The sequence below is a fragment of the Streptomyces sp. NBRC 110035 genome (assembly GCF_000829695.1).
GTDB lineage: Bacteria > Actinomycetota > Actinomycetes > Streptomycetales > Streptomycetaceae > Streptomyces.
In genome coordinates this window covers 136,889-150,576 of the sequence record NZ_BBNN01000029.1, presented here as the reverse complement: position 1 = coordinate 150,576, position 13,688 = coordinate 136,889, and the positions used below count along the sequence as shown (strand labels likewise).

Genomic DNA, 13,688 nt, shown 5'->3' with positions numbered 1-13,688 from the left:
GCCCGTACCGGTCCGCTCGTGAGGCCTGTTCGTACGGCCCCGCTCTCTGGAACTCGCCGAACGGCGAGTTCCAGAGAGCGGGGCCGTACACGTACCGCTCACCAGGTGCTCACCGCCGCCGAATACGAGAAATTCGGCGATCCGGGGCGATTCTCGCCGGTAGGGGGAGCGCGACGTCGAACAAGCGTGTAGCTTCCGGGACCGGGGAGGCGGCGCACGGGGGTGCGCCCGCGGTTGGGGGGATGATCGATGGGCGTGCGGTTGATGGTGGTCGACGACCACCGGCTGCTCGCGGAGGCGCTGGCCTCGGCACTGAAGCTGCGGGGGCACCGGGTGCTGGCCGCGGCGGCACCCGTGGCGGGGGCAGCGGATCTGGTGATCAGCAGAGCGCCGGAGGTGTGCCTGCTGGGGACGGCGGCCCCGGCGGAGCCCGGGATCTTCGACCCGGTGGTGAAGGTCAAGCGGGAGCGGCCGCAGGTGGCGGTGCTGGTGCTGGGCCCGGTGCCCAGCCCCCGCGGGATCGCGGCGGCGTTCGCGGCGGGCGCGTCCGGTTACGTCCGGCACGACGAACGCATCGAGGGCGTCGAACGGGCGATCATGAAGGCGCGGGCGGGGGAGGCCGCGGTGGCGCCGCAACTGCTGCACGGCGCCTTCGGCGAGCTGCTGAACCCGGCGGCCCAGCCGGACGACGAGGGCCAGCGGCTGCTGAGGATGCTCACCCCGCGGGAGGTGGAGGTCCTGGTCCGGGTCGCCGAGGGCGAGGACACCCGGCTGATCGCGGCGGGCATGGGCATAGCCCCGTCCACGGCGCGTACGCATGTGCAGCGCGTCCTGATGAAACTCGGCGTGGGCTCCAGGCTGGAGGCGGCGGCGCTGGCCGCCCGGACGGGACTGCTGGACCGGGCGGGCCCGGTGCGCAAGGCGTCGTCCTGCGAGGAGTGAACGCGCTGGAGGAGCGAACGCGCTCGCGGGGCGGAGCGCTCGCGGTGCCGGCGCCTGTGCGCTGCCGGTACCGCGGGCGCCCCGCCCCGCCGTGTGCCGCGGGTGCTCAGTCGCCCCGCTGTTCCTCCTCCACGGCGTCCACGATGTCCGGGGTCGGCGGAGCCGTGGGCCGCAGTTTCAGCCAGACGAGGAAGAACAGGCCCAGGGCCAGCATGCCCAGGCCGGTCCACAGGTTGATGTTGACGCCCGCGGCCTTGTCGATGTCCGCGTCGGACGCGGTGATGCCCGCGAGCGTGACGATGACGCCGTACACCACGAACAGGGCGCCGATGAGGCGGCGGATGTCGAAGAGGCGGGCGGCGGTCGCGGACTTGGTCCGCAGCTCGGAGACCTCCTCCTGGAGGTCCTTGTCCGAATAGTGCGCGGACGACGACGATGCGGAGTGGGGCCCGGGCCGGGAGGGCCGGGGACGGTGCTGCTCGGAATTGTGTTCGGACATGGTCTCTCCATCCTCCCGCGATCAGAACGAGAACGGGATGTAGCAGGCGGCCGCCAGGACCACCGCGCCCCAGCCGAGCAGTGCCGGCTTGCGGTACCAGGCGTCGTCGCCCTCGGCGGGCGGCTCGGCCATGCCGGGCGAGGTGGTGCCGTAGACCAGGCCCTGGAGGTCCTCGGCCGGCTTGGGTGCGGTGAACAGCGACACCGCGACCATCACCACCGCGCCGGCGACGAAGCCCGCGATCGCGGAGACGAAGTTGGCCCCCTGGTCGGTGGGGATGTCGACGATGCCCTGTTCGTAGAGGACGAAGTAGTTGACCATCGCGGCGGTGGTGCCGGCGAGCAGGCCCCAGAAGCCGGACTTCATCGACGCCCGCTTCCAGAACATGCCGATGATGAAGACCACGAACATCGGCACGTTGAAGAAGGAGAACAGGGTCTGGAGGTAGCTCATGATGTTCGAGAACGACGAGGCCAGGAAGGCCGTGCCGATCGACGCCAGGACCCCGACCACGGTGATCAGCCGGCCGAAGCGGACGTAGTACGCGTCCTCACGGCCCTTCTCCACGTACCGTGCCCAGATGTCGGTGGTGAACACCGTGTTGAAGGCCGAGATGTTGGCCGCCATGCCCGCCATGAACGCGGCCAGCAGACCGGTCACCGCGATGCCCAGGACACCGTTGGGCAGCAGCTGTTCCATGAGGTACGGGATGGCGTCGTTGTACTGGAGATCGGAGTCGGGGGTGCCGATCTGCGGCACCAGGACGGCCGCGACCAGGCCGGGGATCATCACCAGGAAGACGATGAAGATCTTCGGGAACGCGGCGATGAGCGGGGTGCGCTTGGCCGCGGAGAGGTTCTTCGCGGACAGGGCGCGCTGCACCTCGGCGAAGTTGGTCGTCCAGTAGCCGAAGGACAGGACGAAGCCGAGGCCGAGGACGATGGTCAGCCAGTTGGCCCCGAGCGGGTTGTCGCTGCCGATGCCGGTGCCGCCCCAGGAGGTCATGAAGTCGGCGCCGCGGGACTCGGTGAGGGAGTCGGACAGTCCGCCCCAGCCGCCCACGCTCTTCAGCCCGAGCACGGTGATCGGGATGAGCGCGGCGAGGATGACGAAGAACTGCAGCACCTCGTTGTAGATGGCCGAGGACAGGCCGCCGAGGGTGATGTACGCGAGCACGAAGAAGCCCGCGACCACGATGGCCACCCACTGCGGCCAGCCCAGCAGCGCCTCGACCACGATCGCCAGCGCGTAGAGGTTGACGCCGGCGATGAGGATGGACGCGCAGGCGAACAGCAGTGCGCTGAGCAGGTGGGCCGCCTTGTCGAAGCGCAGCAGCAGGAACTCGGGGACCGAGCGGACCTTGGAGCCGTAGTAGAACGGCATCATCACCAGGCCGAGGAAGACCATCGCCGGGATGGCGCCGATCCAGTACCAGTGCGTGGTGTAGACGCCGTACTGCGCGCTGTTGGCGGCCATGCCCAGGATCTCGGTGGCGCCCAGGTTGGCGGCGATGAACGCCAGGCCGGTGACCCAGGCGGGCAGGGACCGGCCGGACAGGAAGAAGTCGAGGCTGGTCTTCACGGACTTGCGGGCCGCGAAGCCGATGCCGAGGACGACGACGAAGTAGATCGCGAGGATCAGGTAGTCGAGCCAGTTGGTGGGGAGCCGCAGCTCGGCGGAGAGGTGGAGCGTGCCGACGGGGCCGGCGGGTCCGGCCGGAACGTTCAGGGGTGCAGTCGGATCTGTGGGGGTCTGCATGAGTACTCGCTTCGTTGCGCGAACCGATACGTCGCGGAACCTAATGCCTCCGTGTTCAGGGATTGAACACGTCCGCCGGTGCTCTTTGTTTGATTCTGATGTGCACTGTCGTGGTGAGTCGTGTTCTGGTATGTTGGTTTCTGTTGAAAGTGTGCGAAGATGTGTGATGACGGCGCCGCGAAGGCGGCGCGGCGAACGGCTCGAATGGAGCGTCCGGCGTGAAGAAGACCTCGACCCGGCTGGCCGACGGTCGCGAACTCATCTACTACGACCTCAGTGACGACACCGTGCGCGACGCGGCCGACCGCCGCCCGCTGGACGCCACCGTCACGACGTCCGAGATCCGCCGCGACCCGCTGCTCGGCGACTCCGTGGCCGTCGCCTCCCACCGCCAGGGCCGCATCTACCACCCGCCGGCCGACGAATGCCCCCTGTGCCCCTCCGAGGGCGACCGGCTCGGCGAGATCCCCGACTCCTCGTACGACGTCGTGGTCTTCGAGAACCGCTTCCCCTCCCTGGCGGGCGACTCCGGCCGCTGCGAGGTCGTCTGCTTCACCTCCGACCACAACGCCTCCTTCGGCTCCCTGGACGAGGAGCAGGTGCGCCTGGTCCTGGACGCGTGGACGGACAGGACGTCGGAGCTGTCCCATCTGCCCTCCGTCGACCAGGTGTTCTGCTTCGAGAACCGGGGGGCCGAGATCGGCGTCACCCTCCAGCACCCGCACGGGCAGATCTACGCCTACCCCTTCACCACCCCCCGTACCGCCCTGATGCTCCGCCAAGTGGCCGCACACAAGGAGGCATCCGGCGGGGCAAACCTGTTCGACACCGTCCTGGCGGAGGAACTGGCGGGGGAGCGGGCCGTCCTGGAGAGCGACCACTGGGCCGCCTACGTGCCGTACGCCGCGCACTGGCCCTACGAGGTCCACCTGTACCCCAAGCGCCGGGTGCCCGACCTGCTGGGACTCGACGAGGCGGCACGCGCGGAGTTCCCCCGGGTCTACCTGGAACTGCTGCGACGGTTCGACCGGATCTTCGGCGAGGGCGAGCCCCCGACCCCGTACATCGCGGCCTGGCACCAGGCCCCGTTCGGCGCGCTGGAGGAGTTCGACGGGGTCACGCGCGACGACTTCGCGCTCCACCTCGAGCTTTTCACCATCCGCCGCACATCCGGCAAGCTGAAGTTCCTCGCGGGCTCCGAGTCCGGCATGAACGTGTTCATCAACGACGTGCCGCCGGAGCGCGCGGCCGAGCGACTGCGAGAGGTAGCGAGTTCATGAGCGGGAAGTACCTGGTCACGGGTGGCGCGGGCTACGTCGGAAGTGTCGTCGCCCAGCATCTGCTGGAGGCGGGCCACGAGGTCGTCGTCCTGGACGACCTCTCCACCGGCGTACGCGAGGCCGTCCCGGCCGGTGCCTCCTTCGCCGAGGGCGACATCCGTGACGCGGCGGCGTGGCTGGACCCCTCCTTCGACGGCGTGCTGCACTTCGCCGCGTCCTCCCAGGTCGGCGAGTCCGTCGTGAAGCCCGAGAAGTACTGGGAGAACAACGTCGGCGGCACCATGGCCCTGCTCGGCGCCATGCGCGGGGCGGGGGTGCGCCGGCTGGTGTTCTCCTCCACGGCGGCCACCTACGGCGAGCCCGAGCAGGTCCCGATCGTCGAGTCCGCCCCGACCCGCCCCACCAACCCCTACGGCGCCACCAAGCTCGCCGTCGACCACATGATCACCGGCGAGGCGGCGGCCCACGGCCTGGGCGCGGTCTCGCTGCGCTACTTCAACGTGGCAGGCGCGTACGGACAGTACGGGGAGCGGCACGATCCCGAGTCCCACCTGATCCCGCTCGTGCTCCAGGTGGCCCAGGGCCGCCGCGACGCGATCAACGTCTACGGCGACGACTACCCGACGCCGGACGGCACCTGCGTACGCGACTACATCCACGTCGCCGACCTGGCCGAGGCCCACCTGCTGGCCCTGACCGCGGCGACCCCCGGCGAACACCTCGTCTGCAACCTCGGCAACGGCAGCGGCTTCTCCGTCCGCGAGGTGATCGAGACGGTCCGCCGGGTCACCGGCCACCCGGTCCCCGAGACCGTGGCCCCCCGCCGGGGCGGCGACCCGGCGGTCCTGGTGGCGTCGGCCGCCGCGGCCCACGAGAAACTGGGCTGGAAGCCGACCCGCCCGGACCTCGCCGGAATCGTCGCGGACGCGTGGGAGTTCGCGCAGCGGCAGCAGCAGAGCAAGCAGTAGCAGGACGACCGGGCCCGGAATCGGGCCCGGGATCGGGTTCGGGATGACGAAGGGTCAGGGCCAGGGCATGAACGCCATGAGCGAGTCCACCACCGGCGAGGCGGCCGCGGGAGCGGTCGGCGAGCGATTCCGGGAACTGTACGGAGCCGAGCCGCAGGGCGTCTGGGCGGCACCGGGCCGGGTCAACCTCATCGGCGAGCACACCGACTACAACGACGGCTTCGTCATGCCGTTCGCCCTGCCGCACACCGCGGTCGCGGCGGTCTCCCGGCGCGACGACGGCATCCTGCGCCTGCACTCCGCCGAGGTGGCGGCGCCGGTCGTGGAACTGACGGTGGACTCCCTCACCCCCGGCGCGGACAAGAACTGGACCGCCTACCCGGCGGGCGTGGTCTGGGCCCTGCGCGAGGCCGGCCACGCCGTGACCGGCGCGGACATCCACCTCGCCTCGACGGTCCCGGCCGGCGCCGGCCTGTCCTCCTCGGCGGCCCTGGAGGTCGTCGTCGCCCTGGCCCTCAACGACCTGTACGCACTGGACCTGCGCGGCTGGCAGCTGGCCCGCCTGTGCCAGCGCGCGGAGAACGTGTACGTCGGCGCCCCGGTCGGCATCATGGACCAGACGGCGTCCGCCTGCTGCGGGAGCGGGCACGCCCTGTTCCTCGACACCCGCGACCTCTCCCAGCGCCAGATCCCCTTCGACCTCGCCGCCGAGGGCATGCGCCTGCTGGTGGTCGACACCCGGGTCAAGCACAGCCACAGCGAGGGCGAGTACGGCAAGCGCCGCGCCGGCTGCGAGAAGGGCGCCGCCCTCCTGGGCGTCGACGCCCTGCGGGACCTCCCGTACGCCGGCCTCGACGCGGCGCTGGAGCGGCTGGGCGACGGCGAGGACGAGGTGCGCCGCCTGGTCCGGCACGTGGTGACGGAGGACGAGCGGGTCGAGCGGGTCGTCGCCCTCCTGGAGGCGGGCGACACCCGCGCCATCGGCCCGGTCCTCGTCGCGGGCCACGCCTCGCTGCGCGACGACTTCCGTGTCTCCTGCCCGGAACTCGACCTGGTCGTCGACACGGCCGTCGCCTCCGGCGCCCTCGGCGCCCGCATGACCGGCGGCGGCTTCGGCGGCTCGGCCATCGTCCTGGCCGAGGAGACCGACGTCCCGGCCATCACCAAGGCAGTCGAGGACGCCTTCACGACCGCGGGCTTCAAGACCCCCCGGGTCTTCGAGGCGGTGCCTTCGGCGGGGGCGCGACGGGTGGCCTGAGGGGACCGGGTTCAGTCCTCCGGGCTGTTCTCCCCCACCGAGCGGCCCGTCGGGCAGACCGAATGCCGGCGACGGCGGCGGCAACCGCGCAGCCGAAGCCGGCATCCCGGCGGGCGACGCCCCGCCCCCGGAACTCCTCGGCCGGACGGGTCGCCCCGCCGGGATCGCCGGGGCCGGCATGGTTGATCCCGCGGGCGAGCTCTGCCTCGAAGGCGTCGGCACCGGTGGGAAAGCCGTACCCCAGGGCGAGGGCGGTGCGAAGCCCGCCGATGGTGCGCATGGGCGGGAGGCGGGGCGGGCCGAAGCCGGCCGGCTGTGCGGCCATGGCGATCGGGGCCCCTCGCCCGGTGTCGCTTTCACGGTACCGGGGCGCGACGCGCCTTGACCGGGGTGCGCTCTCTGCCCGTACTCGGGCCGGTATCGATCAGCGTGCTCTTCCCGCCTCTCTCGTCGCTGAGAGCACGTGCACGTCGGGTTCCCCGAGTAGAGCCGATGGCCGATGGGCCGCGTCTCACGGTGGGCCGTCCGTGATAGGTCAACCTTTGAGGTACTACGGTGTCGTGGGGGAGGCAGGATCCATGACCACGACTTCGAGGATGCTCCGGCAGGAGCCGCTCAGGATGGACCCGGTGACGGACAAGTTGATCAGCCAGGGCGCGCGTTTCCTGGGGTTGCCGAGGAAGGGCCTGGTCACGGATGCGGTACGAGTCCATCGAAACCAGCGCCACGAGGATTTGCGCGAGGGCATGGTGGAAGCGCTCAGTGTCACTGGACGAGCGGCAAGTTTGGACGTCTGAGTCGGCCGTGAGCCCGTCGACGTACCTGGAGAGTGTGCTGCCGCTCATGGCGTTCACACCTTGCGTTACGAAACAGTGACCCGGAAGTCCTGTCGATCTTGCCGGCTTCTGTCGGGATTTCCCCGTTCAGGGGGTGGGGCTTGGCCAGGAGGTAACTGTCGTCGCCTCAGTCCCGTCGATAGCGTTGGCGTACTTGCGAGAACCCTCGCCCCATCGGGAGCCATCCGTGAACCGCCGCCCCGCTCGCAGCTATCGCGCTGGCCGTTGTTGGGATCCTGTCGCTGTCCGCCTGCGGGAGCGGAGATGACGGTTCCAAGGGCAACGACAAGATCGCGGGTGCCGGCACGGGAGCCGATTCGCCGACCTCGACTTCGCCGAGTGAGAGTGCACCAGACCGCGCGGCTCGCTGGCCGGAGCGATCGTCCTGTCGATAGCGGCTGTCTGCTTGGCGGTGGTGGCGGTCTCGCTTCCGACAGCCGTATTCACAGGTGGTCAGGTCTATACGCTCTCGCCGGTTTTCTCGCCGAACGGTGAAGCTGTTGACGTACTCACCGCCCAGTTCCATGCCATGATCCCGGTCCCGGAAGAGGCAGAGGGAGAAGGCCGGCGCATGTGCCTGATGGCCTTCTCCACCCCGAACGTCGGCCACTGGGAAGAGTGCTACGCCCCGGTCATGGCGGCGGTCCTGCGAAGCCTCCGCTTCACTGAGGACGGGCAGAGTCGCGGCGGCTGCAGCCCGACTTCGGGGTGAACGCTCTCGACTGCCGTCAGGGAGTGACACTGTTCCTGAGACCGTCGATGAATCCGGTGAACGCATCGGTACTCACGACGAAGCCTTCGAGAGCCGGGACTTTGGAGTCGCGTATGCCGACCCGGTCGAAAGCGTGGGCTACCTCGACGCACTCGTTGTCCGCCGGGCTGTAGCTGCTCTTGAACCAGTCGACTGCCCTGAGTCGAGTGAGGGTTGGCATCGCGTCCGTGGGACGTACTCCTGTCGTGTTGTCGACGGCGGGGAGCGGCGTCGGGCAGGGGTCACCCTGCCTCGCGTATGTCCGCGCACGTTTTCAAGTCGTTGACGAAGGCGGCGAAGGTGTTGGTCCGCACGGTCAACGTGCCCTGCTGCGGAGCCTTCGAATCGCGTACCGAGGTGACCGGGCCACCGAAGCCCACCTCTACGCAGTCGCTTCCGGCTCCGCCGCTGTACGAGGACGTGAGCCAGCGGACGTCGTCGTTGTCGGCCTCTTGAGCAGGTGCCATCATCGCTCCTTGCGTGCTGTGGTGGTGAACTCTCCGACCAGCTCCGCGAGCAGACTGCTTGTGTCCGAGGGACTGAGCGCCTGCGACCGCAGATACTCGAAGACCGCCCTATGTCGCTCCGACTCGGCGGGCTTCTCCAGATACAGGGCTCCGCCGAGGTTGCTCAGATGCACCACGTCGAGCGTCGGTTCAGCGCCGCGCAGAATGACGAAACTCGTGCTCTCGGCGCCGTGGGCTCCGGCGTCGAACGGGAGTATCTGCACCGTGACGTGCGGGGTGTCCGCCGCAGTACGCAGGTGGTCCAACTGTTCGGCCATGACCTGCGGTGACCCGACGCGGCGTCGGACGACGGCCTCATCCAGAATGGCCCAGATGTGAGGAGGGCTCTCCTTCTTGAGGACCTCTTGCCGCTTCATCCGGACGTCCACCATCCGTTCGATCAGCTCCGGTTGGGCGCGTACTTCGGCAGCCTGGATCACGGCAGTCGCGTACGCGCGGCTCTGCAGCAGGCCAGGTACGTAGGTGTTGGCCCAGTGGCACTCCTCGACGGCCTCGTCCTCCAAGGTGAGCAGCGGTGTGATCCAGTCGGGGATGGCGTCGTTGTAGCTCTTCCACCACCCCTGCACCTTGGCGTTCTTGGCGAGTGAGACGAGTGCCGTACGTTCTTCGTCCGTTGTGCCGTATGCGCGGCACAGCGCGTCCACGACCAGCCATTTCACCGGTCCGCTATTCGACTCGTACCGGTTCACGGTGGCTCGGGAGACCCCGGCCGCTTCGCCGGCCAGTTCAAGGGCGATCCCTTTCTGATCCCTCAAGCGCTTCAGTTCGGCGCCGAGTTGGCGACGCCTGGTGGTTGGTCCCACGGCTGTCCTCTCTTCGTGTCCGTGCCATTGTCGGGGCGTTCCGAGCGGGTCATCGACCATGCCCGCACGTGTGTTCTGGCGGGCGTCACCCATGCGAGGGAATTCAGAGAGAAGCTCATGATGAGATTCTCATGGCGAGATGATCGATGTCACACTCCAAAAGTGGAGGAGGGGGTGAACCCTTCCGGCCCCACTGGTTTGCCTCGTGAACGCCTGCTTAGCGTGTTCGACTACGCCCAAGGAGCCTCATGCGACAACTGATCAGGCAACTCGTCGGATGGGCACGACCGTTCCTCGCGCCGACCGGACGGCACAGGGCGGAACGCCTGTCACCACAGGACCGGTGGCCGGAGACCCTCCGACCTGTGAGGGTCCGCTCTGCGGTCTCCCGCCCCGCCCTCTCCCCGGCGGCCAGCTGCTGATACGCCCCCATCGACGGCGCCTCGACCCCTCTCGTCCGCCCCTGCCTCGCCGCCCACGAACGAGACGAGAAGGCCCGCGTCCAGCGGCTCCGCCGCGACATCCTCCGGTGCGCCACCCACGGCGTCGACCTCGACATGCGCGACACCCGCACCGGCCTGGGAGCAGCATCGTGAACGAGGACGCGACCCACGTACGGCTCCTGCCCCGGAGCGGTGTTCACGACCGGCCCTGTCTCCTGTTCACGGACGGAGAGGGCCCGGTCTCCCGGCTCGCCGACCGGGTGGAGAACGTGCAGCTCGGTCTCGCGGGCCGGCTTCTCGGACGCACGCGGGATCTGCTCGCGGCGGGAGGGGCGACCGGCAGCGATCTCGGGCCGCTCGCCGGTCAGTTGGCCGACGCGCTGGCGGATGTGCTGCTGGTCGCCGAGTCACGACGCCGTCGGCTGCCCGGGGCGTACGGTCACGTACCCGCGTATGTCCTGCCCGGCTTCCGTGCCCACAGCCTGCGCACCTTCCCCGGCCAGGACCTCGCCTCCGCCCGGGCCGCCCGACGCCATGTGCGGGACACCGTCCAGCCGTGGGGTCTGCCTGCGGGAGCCGTGGACGATCTCGAGCTGATCACCGGGGAGCTGGTCGCGAACGCCCTGGAGCACACCGGCAGTGACACCATCACGGTCACCTGCGGTCTGACCGCCGAAGCCGCCGCGGTCGGCGTGACCGACGAGGGGGAGAGCGGTGCGGCCGTGGTGCCCGGGGCGCCAGGGGGCGAGCAGGAACACGGCCGCGGTCTGCTGATCACGGACGCGCTCGCCGCCCGGTGGGGAAGCCTGCGAACGGGTGAAGGCCTGACCGTCTGGGCCGAGGTGCCCGCCGACGTCGGCGAGGCGGGGGTCTACGAACTCGACCCGGTGACCAAGGCCTACGACCTGACAGGCACCCGGCGTGAACTGCTCAAACTCGGTGTGCCGTACGACATCGACATCGACATCACCTCGGAAGCGCTCGACGATCTCTGACCGGTCCCGCCCCAGCGGTTCGGAGCCTGGACGGTCCGACGAGCCCCGACGTCTCACCCCAGCGGCCTGACCAGCGTGTACTCGGTGATGCCCGGCGGGTAGTCCGGGATCACGCAGACCACCTCGTAGCCGTGGCGCCGGTAGAACTCCGGGGCCTGGAAGTCCCAGGTCTCCACGCGGGAGGAGCGGCAGCCGCGGGCCGCGGCGATGCGTTCCGCCTCGGTCAGCAGGAGGGTGCCGAGGCCCGCTCCGCGGTGGCGTTCGTCGACCCACAGGTACGTCACGTGCAGCCAGGTCGCCCAGGTGTGGCCGACCAGGCCGCCCGCGAGACCGCCGGCCGGGTCCGACGCCCACACGTGCAAAGGGGAGTCGCGTTCCTGTGGGGTTCCGCGCAGCGCCCGCAGGACCGGCGACGCCGCCGTGTTGGTGTCCCGCAGCCGCCTGCGGAGCAGATCACGTCGGGCCTTGTCGACTTCGGTCTCCAGACGAAACATGCGGCTCACCATAAACGCGCAGGAGCGCAAGTTCTGCAAAGAGCCTTCCGCTCCCGGCCCCCGTCCGTACTCTGATGGGCAACGCCGGTGGGGGCCGGCGCCGTTCAGGGGCGAGGCACTCGGATACGCGATCCGGGGCGGGGCGGCGGGGACGTGCGGCGGCGGCCGGGCGGCTTCCGGCGACCCGTCCCGGTGCTGCTGCCGGTGCCGTCCTCCGACTCCGCCGCCAGAGGTAGTCCCCTGCTCCGCGGAGAGCATGGGGGAGGGGGTTTCGTGCAACGTGTCCGAGTCCTGGTCGTCGACGACCACCGCATCTTCGCCGAGTCGCTCGCCGCGGCCCTGGCCGCCGAGCCGGACGTCGAGGTGTCCGCGGCGGGCAGCGGTCCGGCCGCACTGCGCTGCCTGGAGCGGGCCGCCGGTGAGGGGCGGCGGTTCGACGTCCTGCTCGTCGACGCCGACCTGGGGGGCAGGGTGCCGGCCGGCCGGTCCGCCGTACCCGTCCAGGCGGGCGACGAGGACGGCCTGGTCGACGGGATGTCCCTGGTCGCCGGGGTGCGCTCGGTCCACCCGCAGGTACGGATCGTCGTGCTCGCCGAGAAGGACGATCCGCGCCGCGCCGCGCTCGCCCTCCAGGCCGGCGCCGGCGGCTGGGTCGCCAAGGACTGCTCGCTGAGCCGGCTGCTCACCGTCGTGCGGGGCGTGCTGCGCGACGAGACGCATCTGCCGCCCGCCCTGCTCACCGGGGTCCTGCGCGAACTCACCGCCGCCCGCAAGCACCGCACCGAGAGCGAGCGGCTCGTGGAGTCCCTGACCCCGCGCGAGCGGGAGGTGCTGCGGTGCATGGTCGCGGGCCTGGGGCGCAAGGCCGTCGCCGAGCGCCTGTACCTGTCCCCGCACACCGTCCGTACGCACATGCAGAACGTGCTCGGCAAACTGGGCGTGCACTCCACCCTCGCCGCCGTCGCCCTCGCCCGGCGGGCGGGTGTCGGGCCCGTCGACCTAACCGGGGGTGTTGTCGAACGGGGCGGTCAGCTGGCGTAGCAGGCCCGCCAGTTCGGCGCGTTGGGCGCGGGGGAGTTCGGCGAGGATCGCCCGCTCCTGCGCCAGCAGCCCGGCCAGCGCCTGGTCGCCGCGGTCACGGCCCTCGTCCGTGAGGCGGACCAGGACCCCGCGCCGGTCGTTGGGGTCGGGCAGGCGCTCCACCAGACCCTTCTTGGTCAGGCGGTCGATGCGGTTGGTCATCGTGCCCGAGGTGACCAGCGTCTGCGTGAGGAGCTGCCCCGGCGAGAGCTGGTAGGGGGCGCCCGCGCGGCGCAGCGCGGTCAGGACGTCGAACTCCCAGGGCTCCAGACCGTGCTCGGCGAAGGCCAGTCTGCGGGCCCGGTCCAGGTGCCGGGCGAGCCTGCTCACCCGGCTGAGCACCTCGAGCGGTTCCACGTCGAGGTCCGGGCGCTCCCGGCGCCATGCTGCGACCAGCCGATCGACCTCGTCCTCCATGACGATCAGTGTAGTGGTTGTGTCGACGTGAAGTCTCTTGACGTCAAGTTTCTTGACGTCGGAGTGGGAGGTGCGGAGCGGCGGGCGCCCGTCAGCCCGGCTGCCGGCCGGTTGCCGATCTCCGGGAGACCCGCGCCTGTGTCCGCACCCGCCGGGATCCCGGTGGGTGCGGACGTTCCCGCGGACCGGCTTCGCCGGCCTGCTGTCAGTCGACGGGGGCGACCCGGATCAGGTTGCCGTCCGGGTCCGCGACGACGAAGGTGCGCCCGAACACCTCGTCGCTCGGCTCGCTGACCACCCGGACCCCTTTCTCCGTCCACCTCGCGAACCGGCGGTCGATCGCCTCGGGCCCGCCGGGCAGCATGAGGCAGACCTCGCCGGTGCGCGGCACTGCCGGGGTCAGGTCGTCGAAGTGCCCGCTCCACAGCGCGAGGTCCGCGCCGTCGCCGAGGCCGAAGGCGATGTACGCGGGGCTCTGGAAGGTGGGTTCGATCTCGAGGAGGTCCGCGTAGAAGCGGGCGGCTTCCGGCGCGTCGTTGACGTAGACGATGAACGCGATCGAGGGTGACATGGCTCGCTCCTTGGGTCGGTCTGACCGGACGACTGGAGCATGCGCGTCATACATGACGGATCCCGT

At 70.2% G+C, this 13,688-nt stretch carries 15 protein-coding genes; 7 read left to right on the top strand and 8 right to left on the bottom strand.

What is annotated here, in order from left to right; genetic code table 11:
* Positions 1 to 249 precede the first annotated feature (249 nt).
* The gene (locus TU30_RS19930) at positions 250 to 942 is read left to right on the top strand and encodes a LuxR C-terminal-related transcriptional regulator (protein WP_042171792.1); all 693 of its coding nucleotides are present in this window, start codon (positions 250 to 252) and stop codon (positions 940 to 942) included.
* Positions 943 to 1,048: 106 nt separating this feature from the next.
* Here the strand turns inward: TU30_RS19930 and TU30_RS19925 are convergent, their stop codons facing one another.
* The gene (locus tag TU30_RS19925) at positions 1,049 to 1,441 is read right to left on the bottom strand and encodes a hypothetical protein (protein WP_234307919.1); all 393 of its coding nucleotides are present in this window, start codon (positions 1,439 to 1,441) and stop codon (positions 1,049 to 1,051) included.
* A 21-nt stretch (positions 1,442 to 1,462) separates the two neighbouring features.
* Complete coding sequence (locus TU30_RS19920) at positions 1,463 to 3,199, bottom strand: sodium:solute symporter family protein (protein ID WP_234307918.1); 1,737 nt, start codon at positions 3,197 to 3,199, stop codon at positions 1,463 to 1,465.
* Positions 3,200 to 3,417: 218 nt separating this feature from the next.
* Between TU30_RS19920 and galT the strand changes: the two genes are divergently transcribed.
* The 4 genes from galT to TU30_RS19900 all read left to right on the top strand — a co-directional run bounded on the left by galT (position 3,418) and on the right by TU30_RS19900 (position 7,502).
* Positions 3,418 to 4,479, top strand: coding sequence for a galactose-1-phosphate uridylyltransferase (galT, locus tag TU30_RS19915; protein WP_042171789.1), 1,062 nt, complete (start codon positions 3,418 to 3,420; stop codon positions 4,477 to 4,479).
* Positions 4,476 to 5,447 carry a UDP-glucose 4-epimerase GalE gene (galE, locus tag TU30_RS19910; protein ID WP_042171788.1) on the top strand — a complete coding sequence of 324 codons (972 nt, stop codon included), beginning with the start codon at positions 4,476 to 4,478 and terminating at the stop codon, positions 5,445 to 5,447. Before galT ends, galE begins: the two co-directional genes overlap by 4 nt.
* A gap of 76 nt (positions 5,448 to 5,523) precedes the next feature.
* Entirely contained in the window at positions 5,524 to 6,705 is a 1,182-nt protein-coding gene (gene galK, locus TU30_RS19905; protein WP_042171860.1) for a galactokinase, read from the top strand.
* A 578-nt stretch (positions 6,706 to 7,283) separates the two neighbouring features.
* A complete protein-coding gene (locus TU30_RS19900) occupies positions 7,284 to 7,502 on the top strand; it encodes a hypothetical protein (RefSeq protein ID WP_042171786.1) in 219 nt (72 codons plus the stop codon).
* Between the two features lie 767 nt (positions 7,503 to 8,269).
* Here the strand turns inward: TU30_RS19900 and TU30_RS19895 are convergent.
* From TU30_RS19895 to TU30_RS19885, 3 genes are all read right to left on the bottom strand, one after another.
* On the bottom strand, positions 8,270 to 8,473 hold the full coding sequence (locus tag TU30_RS19895) for a DUF397 domain-containing protein (protein WP_042171784.1): 204 nt from the start codon (positions 8,471 to 8,473) through the stop codon (positions 8,270 to 8,272).
* Between the two features lie 61 nt (positions 8,474 to 8,534).
* Complete coding sequence (locus TU30_RS19890; RefSeq protein ID WP_052479865.1) at positions 8,535 to 8,759, bottom strand: DUF397 domain-containing protein; 225 nt, start codon at positions 8,757 to 8,759, stop codon at positions 8,535 to 8,537.
* A complete protein-coding gene (locus tag TU30_RS19885; RefSeq protein WP_078878386.1) occupies positions 8,759 to 9,682 on the bottom strand; it encodes a helix-turn-helix transcriptional regulator in 924 nt (307 codons plus the stop codon). The genes TU30_RS19890 and TU30_RS19885 overlap by 1 nt, the downstream gene beginning before the upstream one ends.
* Before the next feature lie 532 nt (positions 9,683 to 10,214).
* Between TU30_RS19885 and TU30_RS33230 the strand changes: the two genes are divergently transcribed.
* Positions 10,215 to 11,060: an ATP-binding protein gene (locus TU30_RS33230; protein WP_063837645.1), complete on the top strand. Its 846-nt coding sequence runs from the start codon at positions 10,215 to 10,217 to the stop codon at positions 11,058 to 11,060.
* 53 nt (positions 11,061 to 11,113) lie between these two features.
* Here the strand turns inward: TU30_RS33230 and TU30_RS19870 are convergent, their stop codons facing one another.
* Positions 11,114 to 11,566 (bottom strand): N-acetyltransferase, encoded by a 453-nt coding sequence (locus tag TU30_RS19870; protein ID WP_062194203.1) that lies wholly within the window; start codon positions 11,564 to 11,566, stop codon positions 11,114 to 11,116.
* Between the two features lie 261 nt (positions 11,567 to 11,827).
* Between TU30_RS19870 and TU30_RS19865 the strand changes: the two genes are divergently transcribed.
* The gene (locus tag TU30_RS19865; protein ID WP_042171779.1) at positions 11,828 to 12,595 is read left to right on the top strand and encodes a response regulator transcription factor; all 768 of its coding nucleotides are present in this window, start codon (positions 11,828 to 11,830) and stop codon (positions 12,593 to 12,595) included.
* Here the strand turns inward: TU30_RS19865 and TU30_RS19860 are convergent.
* Both TU30_RS19860 and TU30_RS19855 read right to left on the bottom strand, forming a co-directional pair.
* A complete protein-coding gene (locus TU30_RS19860; protein ID WP_042171778.1) occupies positions 12,554 to 13,051 on the bottom strand; it encodes a MarR family winged helix-turn-helix transcriptional regulator in 498 nt (165 codons plus the stop codon). The genes TU30_RS19865 and TU30_RS19860 overlap by 42 nt on opposite strands.
* A 205-nt stretch (positions 13,052 to 13,256) precedes the next feature.
* On the bottom strand, positions 13,257 to 13,622 hold the full coding sequence (locus TU30_RS19855; protein ID WP_042171777.1) for a VOC family protein: 366 nt from the start codon (positions 13,620 to 13,622) through the stop codon (positions 13,257 to 13,259).
* Positions 13,623 to 13,688: the final 66 nt, after the last annotated feature.

Excerpts from the sequence above, each read along its gene's own strand:
- TU30_RS19855 (WP_042171777.1), bottom strand. The coding sequence starts at position 13,622 with ATGTCACCCTCGATCGCGTTCATCGTCTACGTCAACGACGCGCCGGAA.
- TU30_RS19930 (WP_042171792.1), top strand. The coding sequence starts at position 250 with ATGGGCGTGCGGTTGATGGTGGTCGACGACCACCGGCTGCTCGCGGAG.
- TU30_RS19860 (WP_042171778.1), bottom strand. The coding sequence starts at position 13,051 with ATGGAGGACGAGGTCGATCGGCTGGTCGCAGCATGGCGCCGGGAGCGC.
- galE (WP_042171788.1), top strand. The coding sequence starts at position 4,476 with ATGAGCGGGAAGTACCTGGTCACGGGTGGCGCGGGCTACGTCGGAAGT.
- TU30_RS19900 (WP_042171786.1), top strand. The coding sequence starts at position 7,284 with ATGACCACGACTTCGAGGATGCTCCGGCAGGAGCCGCTCAGGATGGAC.
- TU30_RS19890 (WP_052479865.1), bottom strand. The coding sequence starts at position 8,759 with ATGGCACCTGCTCAAGAGGCCGACAACGACGACGTCCGCTGGCTCACG.
- TU30_RS19885 (WP_078878386.1), bottom strand. The coding sequence starts at position 9,682 with ATGGTCGATGACCCGCTCGGAACGCCCCGACAATGGCACGGACACGAA.
- TU30_RS19920 (WP_234307918.1), bottom strand. The coding sequence starts at position 3,199 with ATGCAGACCCCCACAGATCCGACTGCACCCCTGAACGTTCCGGCCGGA.
- TU30_RS19895 (WP_042171784.1), bottom strand. The coding sequence starts at position 8,473 with ATGCCAACCCTCACTCGACTCAGGGCAGTCGACTGGTTCAAGAGCAGC.
- TU30_RS19870 (WP_062194203.1), bottom strand. The coding sequence starts at position 11,566 with ATGGTGAGCCGCATGTTTCGTCTGGAGACCGAAGTCGACAAGGCCCGA.
- TU30_RS19925 (WP_234307919.1), bottom strand. The coding sequence starts at position 1,441 with ATGTCCGAACACAATTCCGAGCAGCACCGTCCCCGGCCCTCCCGGCCC.
- galK (WP_042171860.1), top strand. The coding sequence starts at position 5,524 with ATGAGCGAGTCCACCACCGGCGAGGCGGCCGCGGGAGCGGTCGGCGAG.